Below are 23942 nucleotides of genomic sequence, written 5' to 3'. Positions count from 1 at the left end.
AGTTTCGTAAAACTTAGGGAGGATTCCATGACCGATGCCCCGAATTACGGGTTTGACACTTTAGCCATCCATGCTGGAACGGAACCGGACCCGGCCACCGGGGCGAGACAAGTTCCGATCTACCAAACAACGGCCTATGTCTTCAAAGATGCTGACCACGCGGCCCGATTGTTCAATTTGCAGGAAGTTGGCTACATTTATTCCCGCCTGACAAACCCCACAGTCAGCGCCTTAGCCAATCGAATTTGCGCATTGGAAGGTGGCGCTGGTGCGATCTGCTGCTCGTCCGGGCATGCTGCTCAAATCATGGCTCTCTTTCCACTGATGAGCCCCGGCAAGAACATCATCGCCAGCACGCGCCTTTATGGCGGGACGATGACTCAGTTCAGCCAGACGATTAAGCGGTTTGGCTGGTCAGCGAAATTCGTAGATTTTGACGATCTTGCTGCACTGGAGTCTGCAGTAGACGATGATACCCGTGCCATTTTCTGTGAGTCCATCGCCAATCCGGGCGGCTACATCACTGATCTAGATACTGTTTCCGCTGTTGCCGATAAGGTTGGCTTGCCCCTTATCGTCGATAACACAAGTGCTTCGCCCTACCTTTGCAATCCCATAAAACATGGCGCCACGCTGGTGGTTCATTCTACGACCAAGTATCTGACCGGCAACGGAACGGTCACCGGCGGCGCGGTTGTGGATTCAGGCAAATTTGACTGGTCCGCAAGCGGCAAGTTCCCTTCGCTTTCAGAACCAGAACCGGCTTATCACGGTCTGGCCTTCCACCCGGCGCTTGGCGCGATGGCGTTTACGTTCCATTCAGTCGCTGTTGGTCTGCGCGATCTGGGCATGACCATGAACCCACAAGGCGCCCATTACACGTTGATGGGGATCGAAACGCTTAGCCTTCGCATGCAGCGCCATGTCGAAAACGCCAAGGCGGTTGCCAAATGGCTGGAAAATGATCCACGCGTCGAATACGTCACCTATGCTGGGCTGGAAAGCAGCAAATACTATGATCGTGTAAGCCGTATTTGCCCAAATGGTGCGGGGGCGCTGTTCACCTTTGCACTTAAGGGTGGGTACGATTCCTGCGTAAAATTGATCAATAATCTCAAACTGTTCAGCCATGTGGCGAACCTGGGAGATACGCGAAGCCTGATCATTCATTCCGCCTCGACCACGCACCGTCAGCTGACAGAAGAACAACAGATCAAAGCTGGCGCGGCCCCGAATGTTGTTCGGGTCTCTATCGGCATTGAGGATGTGAAAGACATCATCGCCGATCTTGATCAGGCCTTGGCCGCAGCACATTCCTGATAAGTCTGGGCGCACCGATAATCGGTGCGCCCTTCTTTGCGTTACTGGACGATTTCGTAAACCACAGTGACGTTCGCTAGGGTTGCAACCTCTCCACCTTGAACGGGAACGGCCTCAGGCATAGCGTCTCCCGCTGTCCGAAACATGGGCGCGGGCTGTGAGTAGCCGCCGTTTTCGCTGATCGACACAATCTTTCCCACCTTGGCTCCTGCGGCTTCGACCAGCAAGGTTGCCCGCGCATGTGCATCGGCCACAGCTTCCGCCCTCGCAAGATCCATCGCCGGACGTGGGTTCGACAGACCGAAAGACAATCCGTTCAATGTGTTCGCCCCGTCCGTGATCGCAGCATCCAGCACTTCGCCAAGTCTCAGCAGGTCGCGAATTCGGATCATCACCTGATTGCTGGCAGTGTAACCGGCGATCTTCGGCGTGGCGCCGCTGTCATAACCTGTCCAATTCGGATTCAAGGACAGGTTGGATGTCTGCACATCCCTTTCAGCAATTCCTGCGGATTTCATTCGTTCCAGAACGATTTTAAGTGATGCTGTATTGGCAGACATTGCCTCGGCAGCAGTTGCACCTTCTGTCGTCACCCCCAGGGAAAGCACAGCCATATCAGGCGCACCTTCGATCGAGCCCTCTCCGACAACCGTAATGGTCGGCAGGGACTCGGCAAAGGCTTCGGACGTCAGGGGCAGAAGAAACGGGGCAGCCAGAACAACGGCTCGAAACAACGACATGAGTAAACCTCCTTGGCTCAGGTCTTGCACAATCGGGTGATAAGACGCTTGCAGCAAGCTGATCCTTGGTCCGATCACGGGCTTTTTCTTTCTTTCGGCAAAAAGCTGCTGTAGGAAGATTTGACCCGCGCGGGACCGTTTCCGCGCCCCCCTTGCACATGCTAGACGCCGGATATGAAACCGAGTTTTGCACTTAACTTGTCAGACGATGGCGTCACACTTCTTCACCGCACTGCGCGGGGATGGATGGACGTTGGTCGCGCCGACTTCGCTGACCCAGATTTTACAGCGGCCTTGGACTACCTTCGCAGCACCGCGATGGGACTGTCGCCCAAAGGCATTGCAACAAAACTGGTCATTCCCAACAGTCAGATTCTCTTCCTGACACTCGAGGCCCCCGGCCCAAGCGACGAAGATCGGGAATCTCAAATTCGAGCGGCGCTGGAAGGCAGAACGCCATATTCCGTCGACGAGTTGAGTTTTGACTGGTCGAGTAGCGGATCACAGGTCAATGTTGCGGTTGTCGCGAAGGAAACCCTTTCCGAAGCAGAGGCCTTTGCTGCAGAACATCGGTTCAACCCGGTTTCGTTCGTTGCCATTCCCGAGGCAGGTTTCGACAAAGAGCCCTTCTTGGGCATCGCTGCCTCGGCTGCCGCAAACCTTTCCGGATCGCAGCGAATTGAACCCGACGAGGAGATCATCCAAGTCGTTTCACGCGAACCCGCGAGATCGGCGGAAGAAAAACCAGAGCCACAACCCGAGCTGGAAACTCCACCGCAGTCGGTAAGCGTTTCAGCGGTTGAGCACGAAGATACGCTGGAAACGGAAAAACAGCCGGTAGAGACCATCAGCGAACCTGTTGAAACAGTCAACTTTCAGACGTCAATTGCTTCGGATTTGACCTCTTCTTCGCTTTCCGACACGGGGGCTACTGCGCAATTTCCTTTGGCGGAAGACGCTGCTGATCACGTCCTGCAAGACGGCATGATAGATGGCAACGCAAATGAAGATGCGACCGAAGCGGCCTTTACTGTCGATGTTGAGCCAACGTCTAAGGTCGAAACTGGATTTTCGTCGATTGATCTGCGGACAGAGCCAGTGGCGCCCCCGACAGCAGAAAAGACTTCCACTGTATCTGTAGAGCCGTTGATGGCGGCAGATTCATCGGGACGTCTCGACATCGAAGAAGCCCCCATGGCAATCGATGTGCAGCCGGAAGATGACGTTCCGCCAATGCCTGCGCATCTCCAATCACGGGTTACATCGGTAGAAGCCCCGTCTGACGACGACCTTCCGCCGCCGCTTTCGAATGCTGCGCGTATGGCCTTTGCAAGCCGCCGCTCCCCTGAAAACGCTCCGGCGAGCAAAGTGACCGCGCCGAAAGTTCAGGCGAATGCCGGAGGACACGCAAAGACTGCAGCGGATCAAGCGCTTGCTGCCCGACCCGCAACAGGAAAAGCTCCAACGGTAGAACGCCCAGCAGGGGCTAAGCCACCGCCGAAGTTCAGCTACGATGATCCGGTGCCACCACCGCCTCGCATGCCGGGCGACCCTCCAGTTGCGCCGATGGCAGCGCCGCCAAAGCCGCAAAAATCCTTGCGTGCTCTTGGCAATCTCGTGACCGCTCCGGGCATTCCGGGCGCAAAAGCTAAAAAGCCTGCCGCGCAAAAGCAGACGCAACAGGCGATCAACCCGTCTGAATCAAATACGACCGCCGTCAATCCTGATAGTCTGGCCCGCGGACTTGGAGCAAGAAGAGCCCCTCAACGCGGAAAGCCAAAATATCTTGGCCTTATCATGACAGGCGTTCTGCTGTTGATGCTTGCCATCGTCGCAGCTTGGTCATCCATCTACCTGACCCAGAATGCGGAACCAACTGACAGCGATCAGATTGAAAGCGCCAGAGCTTCCAGCCCGTCGCCTCAAGCTGAAGCTGAAGCTGATCTCCAAACCGTCGCTGCGCCAATCGCAGTAGAACCAGAACTTCCTAGTGTTGATGACGAAGCGGCCGCAGATGGCGAAGTCGTGACTGCGACCGAGCCAGCCGACCAAAACGCCATATCCCTAGCGGCCGCTGAACCTGCCAATGAGGCCGCAGAAACGCCGACGTCAGAACCTGCGCCCGAAACCGGCGTTGAGAGTGACGTTGCTGCCTCATCTGTGCCCGGTAGCCCCGAGCAAGATGAAATCTTTTTGGCCGGGATGGACACGCCGCCCTCTTCAAGCGATCCGTTGACCTTGCCCGCACCTGCGGCGGCCGGCGATATCTTGCCTGAACAGCCAATGCCACCGCCACCTTTTGGAACAGTTTATCAGTTTGATGAAAATGGCCGCATCGTTCCGACGACCGAAGGTATAGTAACGCCCGAGGGGGTGATGCTGGTTTCAGGAAAGCCACCGCTAGTTCCGCCAGCCCGACCCGAGACCGTGACAGCGGCGGCAGCAGCTGTCGCGCCAAGCCCTGTTGAAACGGTCGTCGCTGTAGAATCTCCGCTTACCCCAGCCGAAACCTTTGCCGCTGATCCAACACTCGCTGACTCTCGTCCGCGCATCCGCCCTGAAGATCTGACACCGGCTGCCCCCGCCGCGGGCGAGGATGATGCTTCCCTCGCCCCCGCCGAAGACAGCCGGTTTGCAAGCCTCCGCCCACGTCTTCGCCCAGCAGCCATTCTGGCAGCCGGTGAAGAATCGCGGCTTGCGGCAGAAAAGGCCTCCCTTGCCACCCAGGCGGCCCTGAGTGCTGCAGCGAATGCCGCCGTTGCAGAGGCCAACTCCGATGGCTCGATCAGCCCAATGGCCGTTGCAGTTTCGCGGGTTCCTGCGCCTCGGCCACGCGATCTCAGCCGCGCCGTTGAAGCGGCGGTCGCTGCCGCGGTTCAGCCGAGCAATCGCAAAGCTGCCCCTGATCCAACGCCTCCAAGCGCATCAGAAGAGGGCGATGACGAGCCGGAAACAGCGAGCGCGGCGCCACGCATTCCGACGCGAGCAACGGTCGCTAAACAGGCGACTTATGTGAACGCAATTAATCTATCCAAGATCAATTTGATCGGGGTCTATGGCACGCAGTCAAAGCGCTACGCCTTGATCCGCCAATCGAACGGTCGGTACAAGAAGGTGCGCGTTGGTGACAGCTTTGATGGGGGAACCGTCAAAGCCATAACCACGAATGAAGTCCGGTATCAAAAGGGCGGTCGCCTCGTCTCGCTAACCATGCCGAAGGGTTGATCAGTTACCCGTCGCTAACCCCTGCCTCTGCAAAAGTTGCCATCCCCGAGTGACATGCAACGGCCCCCTTAACGACTCCGATTGCAAGGGCGGCGCCAGACCCTTCTCCAAGGCGCAAGCCAAGCGACAGGATCGGCTCTTTCTTCAGACCAGAAAGCAAACGCGCATGCGCAGCCTCGGCACTCACATGCCCTGCAATGCAGTGATCCAGGGCATCTGAAGTCAGACGTTGCAGCACCAAAGCGGCCGCGCAGCAAATGAAGCCGTCAAGAATCACGGGCACACCCTCAACACGTGCTCGCAAAATGGCCCCCGCCATAGCCGCAATCTCGCGCCCACCCAAACACTGCAAAACGGAAAGCGGGTCATCCAGCACATTCGCATGTAATTTCAAAGCAGCATCGAGTGTCGTACGCTTGCGCTCTAGTCCTTCATCATCCACGCCGGTTCCACGCCCAACCCAATCGGCGGCTGTGCCGCCTAGCAAAGCTGCGGCGATGGCCGCTGCAGAGGTGGTGTTACCGATCCCCATTTCGCCGGTCACAAAGAGATCGGCCTCTGGATTGACCGCCGCCCATCCCTCATTCAATGCCTCACAAAGCTCGTCAGCGGTCATTGCTGGCGCTTGCGTAAAATCGGCGGTGGGTTCATTCAGCCGCAGAGCGCGTACCGTCATGTCAGCACCAAAAGCTTTGGACAGCTGGTTGATGGCAGCGCCGCCGTGCTGGAAATTGGCAACCATTTGTACCGTGACTTCAGGCGGAAACGCACTAACGCCGCGGGCTGCAACCCCGTGATTTCCTGCAAAAATGACCACCTGAATATTTTCAGTGGCTGGTTTTTCCCGCCCCTGCCACGCTGCCATCCAGATCGCGATCTCTTCGAGGCGCCCCAATGCGCCGGGCGGCTTGGTCAGGTGCCCATTCCGGGCTTCTGCCGCTGTTTTTGCCTCTTCATCGGGACTTGGCAGACGGGAGATGATTGCCCGAAACTGGTCCAGATCGTTGAATGAGACTGACATGAGACTTCCTTCATTGCATGACCGCCGTCCCTTGGCTACAGACAGACTAGGCTAAAGGCCAGACTGAAAGGGACAGCTTCATGCCCGAACGCGACACCGCGTCACAACCTTTTCACGACCTTCTTTCCGCATTTGGGTTGCTGACGCGTTTGCCTGTGCCAAGCACCACGCGCCACCGTCCAGAGGCAGCTTGGTGCTGGCCAATCATCGGTGGAATGATTGCTGCGCTCTCTGTTATTCCCGCAATGCTATTGATTGCTATTGGCGCGCCACCGGCTTCAGCCGCCATCCTTCTGCTCACGCTGAGTATCGTCTTGTCGGGCGCCATGCATGAGGACGGATTGGCCGATACCGCAGACGGGCTCTTTGGAGGATGGACCCAAGAACGACGCCTTGAGATTATGAAAGACAGCCATATCGGAAGCTATGGCACGCTGGCGCTAATCCTGGTGCAACTGGCCCTATGGTCTTCATACAGCGCGCTTCTCGGGGTGGCCGACTGGAAAACGATCATTGCAGCGATGATTTTGTCGCGACCGCCGATGGCGGTGCTGATGACCGCCATGCCGAATGCGAGGCGATCCGGACTTTCATCAACGGTCGGCAAACCGGCTAGATGGGCTGCTTTGGTGTCCGTTTTGTTGTCTTTAGTCCTTTCAGGCTTGTTGCTCGACGACCTAGTGACCCTGGCCGCCATGGTCCTTGCCGTAATCATCGCGACGACCGCAATTGGATTGGTTGCAAATCGCAAGATTGGAGGACAAACGGGCGACATCTTGGGCGCGGCGCAACAGATTGCCCTCCTCTGCGCTATTACCGTGGCCCAAATATGAAAAAAGCGGCCCGAGATGGGCCGCTTTTCACTTCAGTTTTTCGAAAATCAAGCAGCGCGGCTGAGCAAAACGTCGTCGACCTTTTTCGCTGCGGCGCCCGTGTCCACTCCCGAAACGGCAGCAACTTCGCGGGTCAAACGCTCAAGTGCAGCCTCGTAAAGCTGACGTTCTGAATAAGATTGCTCGCGCTGATCATCGTGACGGTGGAGGTCACGAACAACCTCAGCAATCGCCATCAGATCACCTGAGTTGATTTTTTGTTCGTATTCCTGCGCCCGGCGAGACCACATCGCCCGCTTAACCTTGGCTTTGCCCTTGAGCGTGTCCAACGCCTTTGAAACGACATCAGGCGCCGAAAGCGGCCGCATACCGATTTCCGTTGCCTTATGCGTCGGCACACGCAAAGTCATCTTGTCCTTTTCGAAGGTGATGACGAAGAGTTCCAGCTTAAAGCCAGCCACTTCCTGCTCTTCGATTGACACGATCTGGCCTACACCATGTGCTGGATAAACGACGAACTCGTTCGGACGAAATTCAGGCTTTTTAGACTTGGTCATTCAGGTCGCTTTCTACCATCTGGTACCTGATCCGGCGACAAATCACCGACCTAAAGCTTTCGCTTTAGGCGATGCTACGCGTTGTCACAAAATTAGCCGTCTCAGGCGAGCAGCGCTGAGCTGGCGTCAGGCATCCATGCTTGTTGATGCACAAGGTATACCACGAAAATGCCCTGATTCCAACTGCCACAGCAGCGGTAAAGGCGGATTCGTCGCCTGAAAATATTCAATTTTCTGTTTCTAAACCGATTCGAAGTGACTTTAGACGCGAATCGGCGACAGAATTATTAACTGCCCTCGCCGGGAGCTTCCGAGAAGTATTTGTCTCGTTTTCCTGTTTCACCATCACGATCTTCAGCACCCGGAAGCGGGTCTTTCTTGACGGTTATGACGGGCCAAAGTTCGGAGTATTTGCGGTTGAACGACACCCACTCCTCCATATCCGGTTCCGTATCCGGGCGAATAGCATCCGCAGGGCATTCGGGTTCACAGACACCGCAATCGATGCACTCATCCGGGTGAATAACCAACATGTTCTCGCCTTCGTAGAAGCAGTCCACTGGGCAGACTTCCACGCAATCGGTGTATTTGCATGCGATACAGTTATCGATCACAACATAGGTCATCGGATCAGGCCTCTTTCGTCGTTGCGACCTTAGCTAGAACAAGCGTCGGGATCATTCAAGCCGAGTTGACGTCTCGTCGTCAGGAATTGGGTCCAAATCAAAATATAGCTCGCGCGCTTCGGAAGCGGGCCCTCGGCGGAAACCAATCGCGAGAACCCGGATCAAACGAATTCTACCCGCTTGGGCAAAGGTCAGCACGTCACCCTCGGAAATTCCATGTCCGGGTTTGGTCACGCGTTGCCCGTTCAGACGACAATGGCCACTTTCGACGACATCTGCAGCCATTGTTCGCGTTTTAAAGAAGCGAGCCTGCCATAACCATTTGTCGAGACGCAGCTTGGGCGGCGCCCCGACAACCGATTTTCCTCCTGGCCCCGCCAAATATTAGACCTTGCCCTTCAAGGCCAGCAGGGCCGCGAATGGATTATCGGGGTCGATTGGCTTTTCGGGGCGTGGTGGCCGCGCTTCGAAATTGCGAGGCTTGTCATTCCGCTCCGGCTTTCCACCCTTCTTGCCATGTGGACGACCGCCTTTGCCGTCCTTCCGCTCTCCTGAGTTTTGGTCGGACTTCGGCCTATCGACTTTCGGACGGTCCTGCTGACGCGAACGGTCACCTTGCGGACGTTCTCCCTGTGGCCGATCTCGCTTTTCACCCTGGCCAGTGCGTGCGGTCCGTTCCGGACGTTGGAACCGTGGCTTAGGTGCCCAAGTGAACGTGTAGAACACCTCGGTTTCTGGCGCAGCCAGCGCATCATCTCCAGGAGGAGCCAAGACAGAGACCTCTTCCGGAATCGGGTTCTGAGGTTGGCTCGGGTCAATCGGCAAAGGCTCTGGCGCAGCCTTAACTTTTTCACGCTCGCCCTTCTCGCCTTTATAGCCCAAACCGCCCATCAGGTCAGCAAACTGCTCCAGCGTCATTCCGGTGATTGACAGCATATCGGGCGAGGCTTCAAAGCCCGCGCGGCTGTCCTTCTGCCGAAGAAGATCAGCAAGCCGCTCGAGCATGTCGATGCGGATCGCGCGAGTACCGGCTGGGTGATATCCAGCCAAGGTATAATGCTGCTTGGGCACCTCGGGCACATTCGGGATGGTCACCAAACCGGGCGGCGGACTTTCAGGAAATTCCGAAAGGCCATTCCAGAGACTCCACAGCACGAGCCGTAATCTCGTTGGTGCAGGCTTCAACATCAAGGGAAGGAAAATTGTGAACTGGCCGAAGCGGACGCCATGTTTACGAAGGGCGCCACGAGCTTCCTGATCCAGTTCTTTCACTTCATTGCCAACGCCATCGCGCGGCAACACGCCCAATGCCTCGACCAGACGGAACGCAAAGCCCCGCGCAAGGCCCTGGAGCCCTTCATCCTTAGACATGGCGGTCAAAGGTTCAAAGAGCGCAGCAATCTTGCGATCAATGAAATGCTGAAGGCGGCGGCGCACTTTTTCAGCGACCTCATCGCCTGCTTCTTCATCAACGAATGCTTCGACCGACGGGCGCATCACGTCTGCACCTTTGACAAGCTTGCCGACAGCTGTGGTTCCCCACATCAGGCCACCTTGTTCGGTAAAGTCCATTTCAGTATCTGGCGCGTTGTAAAAACGGTCAGCGCGCAAATGGAACTCTGGACGCAGCGCCTGAACGGCTGCTTGCCGCATGACCCGCGCCTCGTCCGCCGAACCGGAAGCATCCTGACGGAAGCGGAACCCTTCGAGCCGCCCCACGAATTCGCCTTCGACGGTCACTTCGCCTTTATCATTCACCTCGGACACGAGGGTCTCCTTCTGCTTCAATCGGCGAAGCAGGACGCTGGTCCGCCGATCAACAAATCTTTGTGTCAGTCGGTCGTGCAATGCATCCGACAGCCGGTCTTCTACAGCGCGCGTTTCGCCGCGCCAATGGGTTTCATCATCAACCCAGCCTTTGCGCTGCGCAACATACGTCCAAGTACGGATATAGGACAGTCTCTTTGAAATTGCATCAATATCGCCATCAGTCCGGTCGATACGCTTGATGGCGGTTGCGAGCCAATCACTGGGGACGCGCCCTCCGCCAAGGCCCCTTCCAACCAGAAACTCGAAAATCCGCGACAGAAGGGTGACATGTTCGGTCGTCGATAACCCGCGAAAGTCCGGGATGCGGCAGACATCCCATAGAAGCTGCACACGTTTCGGGCCTGTCAGCTTTTCAGCCACCTCAGGCAACTGGATCATCGCTTTTAACGAGACGACATCATCCGCATCACGCGCTCGGCTAAGCCATTCGTTGCTCGTCGGGGCCTCAAGGCTGCGGATCAACTTTTCGGCTGTTCCAAAATCAAGATCAGAGCTCCGCCACATCAGCTTTCTGACAGGTGCAAACTTATGCTCTTCGATCGCGGTAACGATTTCTTCATCAAACGGACGGGCTTCGCCGGTAACACCAAACGTCCCATTTTCGGTATGTCGCCCCGCACGACCAGCAATCTGAGCAAGTTCCTGTGGATAAAGTTGCCGCATCCGCCGTCCATCGAACTTTGCTGATGCAGAAAATGCGACGTGCTTGATATCCAGATTCAGCCCCATGCCAATTGCATCGGTTGCCACAAGATAATCTACATCGCCGTTTTGATAGAGTTCGACCTGAGCATTGCGCGTTCGGGGTGAAAGCGCCCCCATGACCACAGCACATCCGCCTTTTTGGCGGCGGATTAATTCGGCAATCGCATACACATTTTCAACAGAAAAGCCGACTATGGCGCTTCTTGGTGGCATACGACTTATCTTTTTCGAACCTGTGTAGGTCAATTCGCTGAAACGCTCTCGTTTCAGAAATGTGACGCCCGGAACCAGATGCGCAATCACTTGCCGCATCGTCTCCGCCCCCATGAAAAGGGTCTCAAAAAGCCCTCTGGCACGCAGAAGACGATCCGTGAACACATGGCCACGCTCGGGATCCGCGCACATCTGAATTTCGTCAATTGCGACGAAATCAGCACCAATCTCAAGCGGCATAGCCTCAACCGTGCAGACCCAATATTGAGTTCTGTCGGGAACGATGCGCTCCTCGCCGGTGACGAGCGCCACGACGGAAGGCCCGCGTTGCGCCACGATGCGATCATACACCTCGCGCGCCAAAAGACGCAGCGGCAAGCCGATCACACCTGTTCTGTGTGCCAGCATCCGTTCGATTGCGTAATGTGTCTTGCCTGTGTTTGTCGGCCCGAGGACCGCCGTCACTCGGCGACTTTCACTCATCATTCCGTCGCCCTAGAGGTCGGTTCCTGCGACTTCTTTTTCAAGCCGACTTATGGCGTCTGTTAGGCCTTGAAGATGGGGATGTATAGCCAAAGCCGCCCTGTAGACCTGCAGAGCCTTTTCGGGCTTCCCCAACTCTTCCATGATGGCACCCAACCCTGCCAAAGCCCCGAAATGGCGGGGATTGCGCTTCAGTGTTTCGGCAATATCGGCAACCGATGGGCCAAACAGACCAGCGCTGTAATATGCGGTTGCGCGGGCATTCCAACCTTCCGCAAACTCAGGCGCATGATCAACCAAAGCGGTCAGATGGTCGATTGCCTCATCAGTATTCCCCGCACTCATCGCATCGCGACCGCGTTGCAACAAAAGATCCATGGCAGGAGAGCCGCTTTTGGACCATTCGTTCCATATCTCTCGCTCAATTCGGCCTGCGGCACCGGCATCGGCTTCTTTCAGCCGATTGAACAGATCATCCAACTTGGTTTCATCCGCCAATACTCCACCAGCTAGCAAAAAAACTGCTACAAATGCCGCAACGGTACTGTTGAGTAGTCGGAGTAAGGGTTTCATACCTTGCATGTTAGCGCATTGGTGGGGGAAGACCATATTATTCCCCGTCACGAGTCGGAGATGGAAGGGAAAACATGAGCGACGTTGTAAACGAGGCAGTCCGGGTACTTTCGGAGAAGTTGAACGGCGGGTTTGCGGGTTCTGCAAAATTCGTAATTGAAGGCGAAGGCGCGATCATGCTGGACGCCGATGGCGTTCGCGCAGGAGATGATGACGCCGACGTTACCCTCACAGCGTCAGCAGATGTGTTTCAGCAGATCCTCGAAGGAGATCTGAACCCGACGACGGCCTTCATGTCGGGCAAACTTTCTGTCGACGGGAATATGGGAATGGCGATGCAGTTGGGATCGGTGCTCAGTTGAAACAAGAACGGTTCCATTCCGCCCCTTTCTTCGCCGATGTCGCAGACGGCCCCGAAAATGCTGAAGCCTTCTGGGTTACAGCAAAGGACGGCGTTCGACTGCGCATTGGCGTTTGGCCTAGTGGGTCAAAGGGAACCGTTTTTCTACTGCCTGGTCGCACAGAGTATATCGAGAAATACGGCCGCGCCGCTGGCGACTTGGTGGCACTCGATTACGCTGTGATATCAATAGATTGGCGCGGCCAAGGTCTAGCAGATCGTGCATTGACTGATCGAATGACCGGACATGTGGGGCGATTTGACGAGTATCAGGACGATGTGGCCGCTATGCTCCACATGGCCAACCGGCTCGGACTTCCGACGCCGTACTACATGCTTTCCCATTCCATGGGAGGCTGTATCGGCCTAAGAGCACTTGTGAATCGGTTGCCGTTCAAGGCCGCGGCGTTTTCGGCACCCATGTGGGGCATATTGATGGCTGCGTGGATGCGGCCCGTCGCGATGGTTGTCAGTCAAGTTTCAGGGTGGGTTGGCCAAAGACACAGGTTTGCCCCTGGGACTTCGGAAAAATCCTATGTTGCTGATGCCGCTTTTGCCGGGAACGTCCTGACAACTGATCCCGAAATGTGGCGATATATGCGGCGTCAAATCATGGACCATCCCGAGCTTTCTCTTGGGGGACCATCGCTTGGCTGGCTTAGTGAGGCGCTTTCGGAATGTGCATTGTTGTCCCTTGCGCCGTCACCGGCGATTCCGGCGATCACAGGCCTTGGAACCGCCGAAAAAGTCGTGGATCCAGCCCCTATCCATATGCGTATGTCGCGGTGGCAGGACGGTCGTCTTGACATCTACCAAGGCGCCGAACACGAAATCATCATGGAAACACCTGCCCACCGGGAACGCTTTTTTGCCTCGGCGGCAAAGCTCTTCGACGAAAATCCCTGATGTCACACTTGGATTTGAGTGAAGCCGTCCCGCAGAGCCTGCGACCAAGCCTCACTCATCGCGCGGAAAGAATCATCGCCCGCCTCAATTCTGCGCGTCGAGCTCACAGAACATGCGTCCCGTTCTATGATGCAAAGGTCCAGCGGCATGCCGACCGAGAGGTTGGATCGCAACGTCGAATCCATGCTTAGAAGAACTGCCTTTTGGGCGTCTGCCAAACTGGTTTCCGGCCGAACTACACGGTCAAGGATGGGCTTTCCGTATTTGTGCTCTCCGATTTGCAGGAAAGGCGTATCTTCGGTTGCCTCGATAAAGTTCCCTTCAGGATAGATAAGAAACATGCGCATCGCCCCACCCCGGCGCTGCCCCGCAACGATCATCGTCGCACTGGCGCCCTGAGACATTGCCATCTTCTCATCGATTTCGCGACGGACGTTCGCCAAAGTGTTGCCAACGATGTCGGCGACTTTCAGCATGGTCGGGGCCAAGAGAATTGACGTTTCGGCCGTCGCCTCGTCATCGTCAATCGCTTCTCTCAGACGGGCTATCGTGGTTTGAGTCACAGACAGACTACCCGCCGTCATGATTGTGATGACGCGTTCACCCTTGTCTTCGAAGTGAAACATTTTGCGATAGGTTGCGATATTATCGAGCCCAGCATTGGTGCGAGTATCTGACAGAAGCACCATTCCGTCATTCAGCAAGAGGCCCACGCAATAGGTCATGTTCTTCCCCAAGATCGTTAAATTACTGCTAACGACGCTTTTGGGAGTTTAAAAGGGCGAACGCGACGTCCTGATGCTGGCCGCGACAAGATTTCCTTAAATTACGCTTTGCGGACGGCGAAATTGCCTTAACAAAGGCATTCCTCCCAAAACTCGCTTTGTCATCGACGCAATTGAATGCCTAGTTCTATCACCGTCTTGACTAGCGGACTTTGACGTTGCCGGACTGACCGCATCTTGCGGATACTGAACTGTCACTTCCTTGTAGGGGCGCGCGGCAGCCAACTGGGCAATGAAATCCTCTAATCTGAATGCGTTTTTGCCCGGCTCTTGAGGCAAGATGCAACGGCCAGCGTTTTCTGTCAGTCTTTCGATAATGGCAAGACGGGTATCCTCATCACCTACAGGATACCGCCCAGACGGAGCCCCTGAATCAAAAGTGTTCAGGCCAAAGCCAGACTGCAGAAAATACTCCCGAAGGCTTTCAGGCGCCCGACACAGAGCATCAACCGTTTCCTGATGCCGAAACAAAGCCACGGCCCCCTCATCGTTGTCCTTCGACAAGCCGGCCTTTGAAAGGAAATCGTGTAGTTCCGGGTCGTTTGGCTCCCCTTTTGGTGCCAAGTCGAAGATGTCGAAGTCGTAATTCAGTGTCATGGATCCGCACCCCAGGATGAACAACTCCTGAGAGCAAGATATGTGCCGCCGGTGTCGCGGATCAGGCAGGAAGAAGACATTTCTGCCTGATTTGTGGCAATTACTGCTGGGTTTGCACCGAAACAATTACGGCCAAACTTTCCTCGCCTGGTCCTCGCGTGGTGCCGCGAATAGGGGCCGCGTCCTGTGCATCAAAGCCGGAACCAAGCCGGATATAGCGGTCATCAGGACAACAGCTGTTTGACGGATCAAAGCCCACCCAACCTAGGCTTGAGATATAGATCTCTGCCCAAGCATGCGCTGCCTCGTGTTTCTTTCCCTCGTTGTCGGCCAACAAATACCCTGAGACGTAGCGGGCCGGCATACCGATGTGGCGCGCGACCGCGATAAGCGCATGGGCATGATCCTGACAGACACCTCGCCCAAGCGCCATTGCTTCGGCCGCGGTCGTAGAACTGGTCGTGCTGCCAGCAGTATATTCAATCGCTTCAGCAATCCGGCTTGACAGTTCGTGCGCCGCAGAAAGGGGGTTCTCATCAGTTGCAAGCCCCACGGCCAACTTGGCCAGTTCGGTGTCAACTTCCGTTGCTATCGTCTTGCGGAGGTAGGCTTCAGGACTGATGACTTCTCGGTGTCCTTTTAAGACACCCGCCAAGTCTCGTGTTTCAACCTCGCCTTGAACGCGAACGGTGATTTCGCTCACAGGGCCTTGCACAGACCAACCCTCTATCCAATCACCTGCACCATCTTTGAAGGTTCCGCCTCGCATTCCATCGCTGACCGTAACCTCCCAACGCAGGGTTCTCTGGCCCTCAAAGACCGACGGAGTCAGACGATGGCTTTGCACAACTGCACGGACAGGCTGATCGTAAATGTACCGCGTTACATGATCGACCGTCAGCAGCATCAGCGCACATCCCCGTTCAGGTAACAGTCGTGAACGACAGATCCGAGTTTACTTATTTCTCCGATGAAGCGAGTCAGATACTCGTGCAGGCCTTCGTCAAAAATTGCATCGACGCTTTGGCTGGAAAGCTCTGTCAACATCGCCCTCGCCTTTTCTTGCGCTGCGGTTTTCCGCTGATACCCGCGGGCAAGCCTATCCAAATGCGTCGTCATTTCCTCGACACATGTGGTCAGACTGCGGGGACATTGGGTATTGAGGATCAGAAAATGGGCAATCTTTGCCGACGTCACTTCGCCCCCATAGGCCCAATGAAAGGCCCTATGAGCCGACATTGCGCGCAACAAGGTGGACCATTGATAGTTGTCTATGCCTGAACCGACAAATTCCACCTTCGGCAAGAGCACATAGTATTTCACATCCATCAGGCGGGCGGTGTTGTCAGCCCTTTCCAGATAGAAGCCAAGATTCAGGAAGTCCCAACCATCATTTCGCAGCAAAGTGGCGTCAATGGCTCCTCGGATCAATGCTGCATGACGTATCGTCCAATCGGTCAGTACACTGAGTTCGAGTTCGCTCCTCGGAGTTCGCTCCAATGCCTTCAACTCTTGAAAGGCGGTATTCAGCGCATCCCAAACCAAGGTTGTCAAAGCCGTCCTGACGATCCTGCCATTCTCGCGAGCATTTGTTATACAGCTTGCGACAGAGGAAGGGTTGTCACGGTCAAAGAAGAACCAGCTTTCCAAATTGCGCTGCACGGCGGTGCCGTATTTTTGTGAAAAGGCGTAGGCCGTCCCACTTGCAGAGAGAAGCGAGTCCCATTCGTTTCGATATCCAGCGGCCGACGGCAAAAGTGCAATGCGTGCGCCCACTTCCAGCAGTCGTGCCGCCGTTTCGGCCCTTTCGATATAACGTGCGATCCAAAAAAGATTATCTGCGGTTCTGCTCAGCATGTCTTCATCACTCCGCCAGAACCCAAGTATCCTTGACTCCCCCGCCCTGAGACGAGTTTACGACAAGACTGCCCTCTGTCAGCGCCACGCGCGTTAGACCGCCCGGCACGAGTTCGATCCGCTCTCCGACTAGGCAATACGGACGCAGGTCGACATGCCGAGGCGCGACACCCTCAGCTACAAAAGTTGGAGTTGTCGAAAGCGCGAGAGTTGGTTGTGCGATATAGTTTTCTGGATCGGCTTCAATTTTCATCCTGAAAGCGTTGACCTGTTCTTTCGTTGCTTTGGGACCAACCAACATGCCGTAACCGCCCGAGCCATGGACTTCTTTCACCACGAGCTCAGGCAAATGGTCTAAGACGTACTTAAGATCGTCAGACTTCGCACATTGCCAAGTCGGCACATTCTGCAAGATGGGCTCTTCCCCAAGGTAGAAACGGATCATTTCCGGAACAAAGGTATAAACTGCCTTGTCGTCAGCCACCCCTGCCCCTGGAGCAGAGCAGATCGAAACACCGCCAGAGCGGTATACGTCCATCAGTCCCGGAACACCCAGCATCGAGTCTGGGCGGAAACACAGAGGGTCTATGAATGCGTCGTCAATCCGCCTGTAAATGACATCTACGCGCTTTGGACCCTCAGTCGTTCGCATAAAGACAAATTCGCCCTCGACGAACAGATCTTGGCCTTCCACCAGCTCGACGCCCATAAGGTCGGCAAGAAACGAATGTTCGTAATAAGCACTGTTAAAATGTCCTGGTGTCAGAATGGCAACCGTCGGGTCGCGGTCGCACTTTGCGGGCGCAACGCTGGCAAGCGTCCTGCGTAGAATTTCGGGGTAGTTTTCAACCGGCTCGATCCGGTTCTCTCGAAATAGATCGGGAAACATCCGCATCATAATTTCGCGGTTTTCCAGCATGTAGCTGACACCAGAAGGCGTGCGGCAATTGTCTTCCAGCACAAAAAACTCGTCTGGTCCGGTTCGGACCAGATCAATCCCGACGATATGTGAATAGACACCCTTCGGTGGAACAAACCCTACGACAGCCTTTTCATAAGCCTCGTTCTGATAAACCAGCCGAGCAGGTATGCGTCCCGACCGCACGATTTCTCCGCGGCCATATACGTCGACCAAAAAGGCATTCAGCGCGCGTGCGCGCTGCTTGATGCCACGCTCCAATCGCGCCCATTCGCTGGCACTGAAAACGCGTGGGAACATATCGAATGGTATGAGGCGATCTGGATCTCCGCCCTCACCATAAACGGCGAACGTGATACCTATGCGTCGGAAAAGGGCCTCAGCCTCGGCCTGCTTCATTTGCCGCAACTCTGCCGGCATTGAAGCCATCCAGTCTTGCAGTCGAGCATAGGGGGGGCGAACGTCCCCACTTTCGAACATTTCATTAAAATAGGAGGTCATACCGCTCTCTTCCCCGCAATAGGGTCAGTTAAACAGCCTCTGTCAGAAGGCGGAAGGCCCAAACCGAAGTATTAGCACCCAAAAGTACGGTGGACGCCTATTTTTTAGGCAATGCTCGAATGACACTCTGTCCTTTGCCAAATGCGACGGCGTGCTATCTTCTGCCGAATGAGCGAGAGACTCCTTACCTTTACCGATCGGGGCATCTATTGCCCGCAAGGTGATTTCTTCATAGATCCTTGGCGACCGGTGGACCGGGCCGTCATTACCCATGGCCACTCGGATCATGCCCGAGGCGGTCACGCACGCTATCTTGCCACGGACGCTGCTTTGCCCGTGATCCGACATCGTTTGGGTCCTATCTCTGCTCAGGGCGCTGCCTTTGGCGAAACCGTCACAATCAACGGCGTGGCGCTGCGTTTTGTCCCCGCAGGGCATGTTCCTGGTTCCGCGCAAGTCCGTGTTGAATACCGCGGGGAAGTTTGGGTTGTTTCAGGCGATTACAAGGTTGCTGCCGATGGCCTTTCTGAACCCTTCGAACCGGTGCCTTGCCACTCATTCATAAGTGAGTGCACCTTTGGCCTGCCCATCTTTCGATGGCAGGATCAGACAAGAGTTGCAGATCAAATCACAGCGTGGTGGCAGGAAAATAGAGAAAAGGGCCGAGTTTCCATTCTGGCGGCCTATGGACTGGGAAAGGCACAACGCATCATCACGATGCTAACGGGGGCCGGCCCCATCCTTACACACGGTGCCGTTGAGGAAACGACCAAAATTCTGCGCAATCAAGGCTATAAGATCCCACCAACCATTCCGGTTACGCGGAACACCGACGCGTCAACGCATCCCGGTGCCTTGGTCATTGCACCTCCATCCGCCGTAGACTCGGCTTGGTCCCGTCGGTTTGGTCAGGTCGAAGTGGGATTTGCAAGCGGCTGGATGGCCATACGCGGCATTCGACGCAGGCGTGGTTATGGAACGGGATTCATCATTTCTGACCATGCCGACTGGGATGGATTGAACCACGCCATCCGAGAGACCGGCGCCTCGCGCGTTTTTGTCACCCATGGCTACACCGACCCATTCAGACAGTGGCTTGATAGCCAAGGATATGACGCAGGGATCGTTCAAACCGAATACGGTGGCGAGGCAGAAGAACCGATAGAAATTGCCCAGCCATGAAAGCATTCGCAGAGCTTTTCTTGGAACTGGATCGTACCACAAAGACTGGGGAAAAAGTCGCAGCACTCGTTCGCTATCTTCAATCGGCCCCCAAGAAAGACAGGGTTTGGACAATCGCGCTGCTGTCTGGAAAGCGCCCGAAGCGCTGCGCAACCAGCACAGAATTGCGGATATGGGCAGCAGAAGTTGCTGGCCTTCCCCTTTGGCTTTTCGAGGAAAGCTACGCAGTGACTGGCGACCTGGCGGAAACGATCTCACTCGTCCTGCCGGAACCCGTCGGTGACCAAGGCAAAAGCCTGACTGAAACAATGCATACGTTAATGGATCTGACAGGAAGGCCCGAAGACGTACGAAAAGCCGCTATTCTTCTAGAATGGAGTCAGCTTCGCCATGTCGAGCGGTTCGTTTTCAATAAGTTGCTCACCGGAGGATTTCGCATGGGCGTCAGCCAAGGCTTGGTCAGAAAAGCTTTGGCCCAATCAACAGGGATCGAAGAAAGCGCGCTTGCACAACGATTGATGGGGAATTGGGAGCCCAAGTTTACAGAGTTCGATGCCCTTGTGTCGGGAATGGGTGACAATATCGGGCGCCCCTACCCCTTTGCCTTGGCAAGTCCGCTGGAAAGTTCACCAGAAGCTCTCGGAACGTCGGACGATTGGGCCGCCGAATGGAAATGGGACGGTATCAGGGGCCAACTGGTCTTTCGAAACCAAGAACTCTTTGTCTGGAGCCGAGGTGAGGAATTACTCACAGATCGTTTCCCCGAATTTTCGACACTGCTAGATTTCATACCCGCAGGAACGGTTCTGGACGGAGAGATCCTCAGCTGGAACAACGGTCGTCCCTTGCCCTTTGCAGACTTGCAGAAACGTATAGGTCGGAAGACTGTTCCGAAACGATTACTGGCCGAGGCCCCGATCCATTTTGTTGCCTACGACCTATTGGAACGCGAAGGCGTTGATCTTCGCTCCCGACCGTTTTCTCACAGACGCAAAGAACTTGAATCGATCATCAACCATCTTCCCACAACTCTGCCCATCAATGTTTCTCCGCTTGTCCAAGCAAGTGGTTGGGAAGGCCTGGCGGAACATCGAAGGGTGTCCAGAGAAAACGGTGCAGAAGGTCTAATGCTCAAACGGGTCAGTTCACCCTATTTCACAGGTCGGCAGCGCGGTGACTGGTGGAAATGGAAAGTCGATCCCTACACAATTGATGCCGTAATGATCTATGCCCAATCCGGCCACGGTCGGCGTGCGAACCTTTATTCGGATTTTACGTTTGCCCTGCGGAACGGCAATGATCTTACCCCCTTTGCAAAAGCCTATTCCGGCCTGACCGACGCTGAATTCAGCGAAATCACGCGATGGGTTCAAAAGAACAGTCTGGAAAAGTTTGGACCGGTTCGGCGTGTGCCACCTGAGTTGGTCTTTGAACTGGCATTCGAGGGACTTCAGGAAAGTTCACGGCACAAATCGGGAATTGCCGTGCGCTTTCCGCGCATTCTTCGGTGGCGGAAGGACAAGACTGTTGCGGATATTGACACAATGGACGGTTTGCACGCGCTGCTCAATCAGGCAGGTAAGCCGAATTGACCGTGCACGCCTCTGCCCAAGTTGGTTGATGGCACTTATTTCCAAATAGAAATCGCGGGGGTGAGGTTGCGCTTTGCCCCTCAAGCGCCCTAGATGACATTCAAACATGTTTCCAAGGATACCACCGATGACCCTGCCCCTGCCTAGCCCCGTGTTTGATGCCAATGCTTCCGGTAAGGGGTTGGGGGATCTTCCAGAATGGGATCTGCGCGATCTTTACGAGTCGCCAGATGCCAAAGCCCTGAAGAATGACATGGCGTGGCTGGAAACGGCCTGTTCAGACTTTGCAACCCGGTACGAAGGAAAACTCGAAATCCTTTCGGCCACCGAGATGCTCGACTGTGTGAAAGCCTATGAGCAGATTGACGTCATCGCAGGTCGGATCATGTCATTTGCCGGCTTGCGTTATTATCAGAACACCATGGACAGCGACCGCGCGAAATTCATGGCGGACGCGCAGGACAAGATCACGACCTTCACCACTCCGCTTGTCTTCTTTTCGTTGGAATTCAACCGGCTGGAGGACGATCGGCTAAAGGCACTTCTCGACGCAAACAAGGAATTGGCCCGGTATAAGCCGGTATTTGATCGCATGCGCGCAATGCGCCCGCACCAGCTGTCTGACGAACTTGAACGCTTCTTGCATGACGAAAGCGTCGTCGGCGCAAGTGCTTGGAACAAGCTGTTCGATGAGACCATGGCAGGTCTGATGTTCAAGGTGGATGGGGAAGAGGAAGAACTTAACCTTGAAGCCACGCTCAATCTGTTGACCGACTCAGATCGGGCGCGGCGCGAGGCCGGTGCGCGGGCCTTAGCGGCCGTCTTTGACCGCAACATCAAGCTCTTTGCTCGTATTCACAACACTTTGGCCAAGGAGAAAGAGGTCCATGACCGTTGGCGCAAAATGCCAAGTCCGCAACACGGCCGGCACCTTTCCAACCATGTCGAGCCAGAGGTTGTTGAAGCACTCCGTAATGCGGTCGTTGCCGCCTATCCAAAGCTGTCTCATCGCTATTATGCGTTGAAAGCAAAATGGATGGGGTTGGAGCAGTTGGAAGTGTGGGATCGCAATGCCCCGCTTCCGATCGAAGTTCCCAAGACGGTGGATTGGCAAACAGCGCGGCGAACGGTTTCCGAGGCCTATGCTGCTTTTGATCCGAAAATGGCCGACCTTGCCAAGCCTTTCTTTGAAAAGGGTTGGATTGATGCAGGGGTCAAGCCTGGAAAAGCACCGGGGGCCTTTGCGCATCCGACGGTAACGACAGTCCACCCGTATGTGATGCTGAACTATCTCGGCAAACCCCGTGACGTGATGACACTAGCCCACGAATTGGGACACGGCGTTCATCAGGTCTTGGCTGCCGGGCAAGGGGAACTTCTGTCTTCAACCCCACTCACACTGGCCGAAACGGCCTCTGTTTTTGGTGAAATGCTGACCTTCCGCAAGCTGCTGGACGGCGCGAAGACAAAGGCCGAACGGAAAACACTGTTGGCTGGCAAGGTCGAGGACATGATCAACACGGTCGTGCGCCAGATCGCCTTTTATGACTTTGAATGCAAACTGCATGCAGCACGGGCGGAGGGCGAACTGACACCTGACGACATCAATGCCCTGTGGATGAGCGTTCAGGCAGAGAGCCTTGGACCGGCCTTCAACTTCATGGATGGCTACGAGACCTTCTGGGCCTATATTCCGCACTTTGTCCATTCACCGTTCTACGTTTATGCCTATGCGTTTGGCGATGGCTTGGTGAATGCCCTCTATGCGGCCTATGCCGACGGGCTGCCTGATTTTAAGGAAAAGTACTTTGCGATGCTGGCAGCCGGTGGCTCAAAGCATCACAAAGAACTGCTTGCCCCATTCGGTCTGGATCTTTCCGACCCGGCCTTCTGGAACAAAGGTCTTTCAATGATCGCAGGCTTCATCGACGAACTTGAGTCGATGGAAGAATAACGAGTGGACCGGGGTTTACCCCGGTCCGACTTCGTCAGATCGACACTTCCACAGCATTGTCGTAGGCCATGTCCATCATGGCCTGCGTTCCTTTGACGAACTCCAGAGGGCAAGGATAGGCAACACCGTCCCGGACCGAACGCCCAAACGCTTCAACCTGCAATTTATAATGGTTCGCCGTTGGGAAACGATCTGTGATCACCCTTTGACCCGGCTTGTGCAGTTCAACTTCAGCAACGTCGTGGACATTGGCATTGAACGGGGCAGAGGCGACACGGATCATGCCTTTATCCCCCTGGAACGTCACTTCCTGACGGTTGACCAGACGCATTGACGTCATCGAGCCATAGGTAAACCGCCCCTTTGGACCTACCATCAAGGCCTGCACATGGGCAAAGACCTCAACTCCATTTTCGCGACGAATGCGCGACGAAACATCAACAGGCTCGGCACCAGTCACAAATCGACAAGAGCCAAACGTGTACACGCCGATGTCACGCAAGCTGCCGCCGCCGGTATCCGGACGATTGCGGATATTGCCCGGTTCGGCTTCGTTGTTAAAACTAAAGGCCGCATCTACATGGCGAAGTTGGCCGATCTCTCCGGCTTCCAGCCATTCTTTCGCCCGCTGCCATTGCGGATGATGGACGATCATGAATGCCTCGGCCGCCAGCAGGCCCGATGCATCGCGTGCCGCAATCAGCTGATCAAACTCACTGGCATGCAGCGTCATCGGCTTTTCCGTCAGGACGTGCTTTCCAGCAGCAAGCGCCTTCAATGTCCATTCGACGTGAAGATGGTTTGGCAGCGGTATGTAGACAGCATCAACGTCTGCGTCAGATAGCAAAGCCTCATACGAGTTATGCACCTTCAGAGTCGGACAGAAGGCTTTGAAACCCACTGCCTTCGCAGGGTCGGATGTGGCCAAAGCAAACAACTCGGCCCCCTCGGCTGCGTGAATGGCCGGTGCCATGTGTTCTCGTGCGAATTTAGCGGCGCCAAGCACGCCCCAACGAATGGTTTTCATCGGCCTAAGCCTCCCTGATTGCGCTACCACGCTAACCAATCAAGGGCGGAAGGAAAAGGTCAGATGCGGGGCCCAATCGTCGAAGTGCGATCGGGC

21 protein-coding genes are annotated in these 23942 nt (G+C 55.4%); 8 read left to right on the top strand and 13 right to left on the bottom strand.

The annotated features are described in order from the left end of the window. The first annotated feature begins 27 nt into the window (after positions 1 to 27). Positions 28 to 1320 carry an O-acetylhomoserine aminocarboxypropyltransferase/cysteine synthase family protein gene (locus ACSBLW_RS00920; RefSeq protein WP_435258379.1) on the top strand — a complete coding sequence of 431 codons (1293 nt, stop codon included), beginning with the start codon at positions 28 to 30 and terminating at the stop codon, positions 1318 to 1320. Between the two features lie 41 nt (positions 1321 to 1361). Here the strand turns inward: ACSBLW_RS00920 and ACSBLW_RS00915 are convergent, their stop codons facing one another. Further along, a complete protein-coding gene (locus ACSBLW_RS00915) occupies positions 1362 to 2060 on the bottom strand; it encodes an SIMPL domain-containing protein (RefSeq protein ID WP_435258378.1) in 699 nt (232 codons plus the stop codon). Between the two features lie 174 nt (positions 2061 to 2234). On the opposite strand from ACSBLW_RS00915, the gene ACSBLW_RS00910 reads away from it, so the two are divergent. Beyond that, positions 2235 to 5285, top strand: coding sequence for a hypothetical protein (locus ACSBLW_RS00910; RefSeq protein WP_435258377.1), 3051 nt, complete (start codon positions 2235 to 2237; stop codon positions 5283 to 5285). 4 nt (positions 5286 to 5289) lie between these two features. Here the strand turns inward: ACSBLW_RS00910 and cobT are convergent, their stop codons facing one another. Then, entirely contained in the window at positions 5290 to 6306 is a 1017-nt protein-coding gene (cobT, locus tag ACSBLW_RS00905) for a nicotinate-nucleotide--dimethylbenzimidazole phosphoribosyltransferase (RefSeq protein WP_435258376.1), read from the bottom strand. Positions 6307 to 6386: 80 nt separating this feature from the next. On the opposite strand from cobT, the gene cobS reads away from it, so the two are divergent. Further along, on the top strand, positions 6387 to 7139 hold the full coding sequence (gene cobS, locus ACSBLW_RS00900) for an adenosylcobinamide-GDP ribazoletransferase (protein WP_435258375.1): 753 nt from the start codon (positions 6387 to 6389) through the stop codon (positions 7137 to 7139). A 47-nt stretch (positions 7140 to 7186) separates the two neighbouring features. Here cobS and ACSBLW_RS00895 read toward each other — a convergent pair whose 3' ends face one another. The 5 genes from ACSBLW_RS00895 to ACSBLW_RS00875 form a co-directional block, all read right to left on the bottom strand. Further along, positions 7187 to 7696 carry a CarD family transcriptional regulator gene (locus ACSBLW_RS00895; RefSeq protein ID WP_435258374.1) on the bottom strand — a complete coding sequence of 170 codons (510 nt, stop codon included), beginning with the start codon at positions 7694 to 7696 and terminating at the stop codon, positions 7187 to 7189. Positions 7697 to 7983: 287 nt separating this feature from the next. Then, positions 7984 to 8322 (bottom strand): ferredoxin FdxA, encoded by a 339-nt coding sequence (fdxA, locus tag ACSBLW_RS00890; RefSeq protein WP_435258373.1) that lies wholly within the window; start codon positions 8320 to 8322, stop codon positions 7984 to 7986. Between the two features lie 51 nt (positions 8323 to 8373). Next, positions 8374 to 8703, bottom strand: a complete 330-nt coding sequence (locus tag ACSBLW_RS00885) for an RNA-binding S4 domain-containing protein (RefSeq protein ID WP_435258372.1) — start codon at positions 8701 to 8703, stop codon at positions 8374 to 8376. 3 nt (positions 8704 to 8706) lie between these two features. Then, positions 8707 to 11553: a helicase-related protein gene (locus ACSBLW_RS00880; RefSeq protein ID WP_435258371.1), complete on the bottom strand. Its 2847-nt coding sequence runs from the start codon at positions 11551 to 11553 to the stop codon at positions 8707 to 8709. 12 nt (positions 11554 to 11565) lie between these two features. After that, on the bottom strand, positions 11566 to 12126 hold the full coding sequence (locus tag ACSBLW_RS00875) for a tetratricopeptide repeat protein (RefSeq protein ID WP_435258370.1): 561 nt from the start codon (positions 12124 to 12126) through the stop codon (positions 11566 to 11568). 74 nt (positions 12127 to 12200) lie between these two features. Between ACSBLW_RS00875 and ACSBLW_RS00870 the strand changes: the two genes are divergently transcribed. Both ACSBLW_RS00870 and ACSBLW_RS00865 read left to right on the top strand, forming a co-directional pair. Continuing rightward, positions 12201 to 12488: an SCP2 sterol-binding domain-containing protein gene (locus ACSBLW_RS00870; RefSeq protein ID WP_435258369.1), complete on the top strand. Its 288-nt coding sequence runs from the start codon at positions 12201 to 12203 to the stop codon at positions 12486 to 12488. Further along, positions 12485 to 13432 (top strand): alpha/beta fold hydrolase, encoded by a 948-nt coding sequence (locus ACSBLW_RS00865; RefSeq protein WP_435258368.1) that lies wholly within the window; start codon positions 12485 to 12487, stop codon positions 13430 to 13432. The genes ACSBLW_RS00870 and ACSBLW_RS00865 overlap by 4 nt, the downstream gene beginning before the upstream one ends. Positions 13433 to 13434: 2 nt before the next feature. Here ACSBLW_RS00865 and ACSBLW_RS00860 read toward each other — a convergent pair whose 3' ends face one another. From ACSBLW_RS00860 to ACSBLW_RS00840, 5 genes are all read right to left on the bottom strand, one after another. Further along, positions 13435 to 14157 carry a proteasome-type protease gene (locus ACSBLW_RS00860; RefSeq protein ID WP_435258367.1) on the bottom strand — a complete coding sequence of 241 codons (723 nt, stop codon included), beginning with the start codon at positions 14155 to 14157 and terminating at the stop codon, positions 13435 to 13437. A gap of 96 nt (positions 14158 to 14253) precedes the next feature. Beyond that, positions 14254 to 14814 carry a hypothetical protein gene (locus ACSBLW_RS00855; protein WP_435258366.1) on the bottom strand — a complete coding sequence of 187 codons (561 nt, stop codon included), beginning with the start codon at positions 14812 to 14814 and terminating at the stop codon, positions 14254 to 14256. A gap of 100 nt (positions 14815 to 14914) precedes the next feature. Further along, positions 14915 to 15721: a transglutaminase family protein gene (locus ACSBLW_RS00850; protein ID WP_435258365.1), complete on the bottom strand. Its 807-nt coding sequence runs from the start codon at positions 15719 to 15721 to the stop codon at positions 14915 to 14917. Next, complete coding sequence (locus tag ACSBLW_RS00845; protein WP_435258364.1) at positions 15721 to 16671, bottom strand: alpha-E domain-containing protein; 951 nt, start codon at positions 16669 to 16671, stop codon at positions 15721 to 15723. Before ACSBLW_RS00845 ends, ACSBLW_RS00850 begins: the two co-directional genes overlap by 1 nt. Positions 16672 to 16678: 7 nt before the next feature. Continuing rightward, a complete protein-coding gene (locus tag ACSBLW_RS00840) occupies positions 16679 to 18091 on the bottom strand; it encodes a circularly permuted type 2 ATP-grasp protein (protein ID WP_435258363.1) in 1413 nt (470 codons plus the stop codon). Between the two features lie 168 nt (positions 18092 to 18259). On the opposite strand from ACSBLW_RS00840, the gene ACSBLW_RS00835 reads away from it, so the two are divergent. From ACSBLW_RS00835 to ACSBLW_RS00825, 3 genes are all read left to right on the top strand, one after another. Then, positions 18260 to 19273, top strand: coding sequence for a ligase-associated DNA damage response exonuclease (locus tag ACSBLW_RS00835; RefSeq protein WP_435258362.1), 1014 nt, complete (start codon positions 18260 to 18262; stop codon positions 19271 to 19273). Then, complete coding sequence (locus ACSBLW_RS00830; RefSeq protein ID WP_435258361.1) at positions 19270 to 20865, top strand: ATP-dependent DNA ligase; 1596 nt, start codon at positions 19270 to 19272, stop codon at positions 20863 to 20865. Before ACSBLW_RS00835 ends, ACSBLW_RS00830 begins: the two co-directional genes overlap by 4 nt. Before the next feature lie 127 nt (positions 20866 to 20992). After that, positions 20993 to 22819 carry a M3 family oligoendopeptidase gene (locus tag ACSBLW_RS00825; RefSeq protein WP_435258360.1) on the top strand — a complete coding sequence of 609 codons (1827 nt, stop codon included), beginning with the start codon at positions 20993 to 20995 and terminating at the stop codon, positions 22817 to 22819. Positions 22820 to 22853: 34 nt separating this feature from the next. Here ACSBLW_RS00825 and ACSBLW_RS00820 read toward each other — a convergent pair whose 3' ends face one another. Continuing rightward, entirely contained in the window at positions 22854 to 23846 is a 993-nt protein-coding gene (locus ACSBLW_RS00820) for a Gfo/Idh/MocA family protein (protein ID WP_435258359.1), read from the bottom strand. Positions 23847 to 23942: the final 96 nt, after the last annotated feature.

This window comes from Thioclava sp. FR2 (assembly GCF_051200875.1).
In the GTDB taxonomy this organism is placed as follows: domain Bacteria; phylum Pseudomonadota; class Alphaproteobacteria; order Rhodobacterales; family Rhodobacteraceae; genus Pseudotabrizicola.
This window is presented reverse-complemented; position numbering and strand designations above follow the sequence as displayed.

What these genes read in the sequence shown, in the direction of transcription:
- ACSBLW_RS00920 (WP_435258379.1), top strand. Translation starts at nt 28, where the DNA reads ATGACCGATGCCCCGAATTACGGGTTTGACACTTTAGCCATCCATGCT.
- ACSBLW_RS00915 (WP_435258378.1), bottom strand. Translation starts at nt 2,060, where the DNA reads ATGTCGTTGTTTCGAGCCGTTGTTCTGGCTGCCCCGTTTCTTCTGCCC.
- ACSBLW_RS00910 (WP_435258377.1), top strand. Translation starts at nt 2,235, where the DNA reads ATGAAACCGAGTTTTGCACTTAACTTGTCAGACGATGGCGTCACACTT.
- cobT (WP_435258376.1), bottom strand. Translation starts at nt 6,306, where the DNA reads ATGTCAGTCTCATTCAACGATCTGGACCAGTTTCGGGCAATCATCTCC.
- cobS (WP_435258375.1), top strand. Translation starts at nt 6,387, where the DNA reads ATGCCCGAACGCGACACCGCGTCACAACCTTTTCACGACCTTCTTTCC.
- ACSBLW_RS00895 (WP_435258374.1), bottom strand. Translation starts at nt 7,696, where the DNA reads ATGACCAAGTCTAAAAAGCCTGAATTTCGTCCGAACGAGTTCGTCGTT.
- fdxA (WP_435258373.1), bottom strand. Translation starts at nt 8,322, where the DNA reads ATGACCTATGTTGTGATCGATAACTGTATCGCATGCAAATACACCGAT.
- ACSBLW_RS00880 (WP_435258371.1), bottom strand. Translation starts at nt 11,553, where the DNA reads ATGAGTGAAAGTCGCCGAGTGACGGCGGTCCTCGGGCCGACAAACACA.
- ACSBLW_RS00875 (WP_435258370.1), bottom strand. Translation starts at nt 12,126, where the DNA reads ATGAAACCCTTACTCCGACTACTCAACAGTACCGTTGCGGCATTTGTA.
- ACSBLW_RS00870 (WP_435258369.1), top strand. Translation starts at nt 12,201, where the DNA reads ATGAGCGACGTTGTAAACGAGGCAGTCCGGGTACTTTCGGAGAAGTTG.
- ACSBLW_RS00860 (WP_435258367.1), bottom strand. Translation starts at nt 14,157, where the DNA reads ATGACCTATTGCGTGGGCCTCTTGCTGAATGACGGAATGGTGCTTCTG.
- ACSBLW_RS00855 (WP_435258366.1), bottom strand. Translation starts at nt 14,814, where the DNA reads ATGACACTGAATTACGACTTCGACATCTTCGACTTGGCACCAAAAGGG.
- ACSBLW_RS00850 (WP_435258365.1), bottom strand. Translation starts at nt 15,721, where the DNA reads ATGCTGCTGACGGTCGATCATGTAACGCGGTACATTTACGATCAGCCT.
- ACSBLW_RS00845 (WP_435258364.1), bottom strand. Translation starts at nt 16,671, where the DNA reads ATGCTGAGCAGAACCGCAGATAATCTTTTTTGGATCGCACGTTATATC.
- ACSBLW_RS00840 (WP_435258363.1), bottom strand. Translation starts at nt 18,091, where the DNA reads ATGACCTCCTATTTTAATGAAATGTTCGAAAGTGGGGACGTTCGCCCC.
- ACSBLW_RS00835 (WP_435258362.1), top strand. Translation starts at nt 18,260, where the DNA reads ATGAGCGAGAGACTCCTTACCTTTACCGATCGGGGCATCTATTGCCCG.
- ACSBLW_RS00830 (WP_435258361.1), top strand. Translation starts at nt 19,270, where the DNA reads ATGAAAGCATTCGCAGAGCTTTTCTTGGAACTGGATCGTACCACAAAG.
- ACSBLW_RS00825 (WP_435258360.1), top strand. Translation starts at nt 20,993, where the DNA reads ATGACCCTGCCCCTGCCTAGCCCCGTGTTTGATGCCAATGCTTCCGGT.
- ACSBLW_RS00820 (WP_435258359.1), bottom strand. Translation starts at nt 23,846, where the DNA reads ATGAAAACCATTCGTTGGGGCGTGCTTGGCGCCGCTAAATTCGCACGA.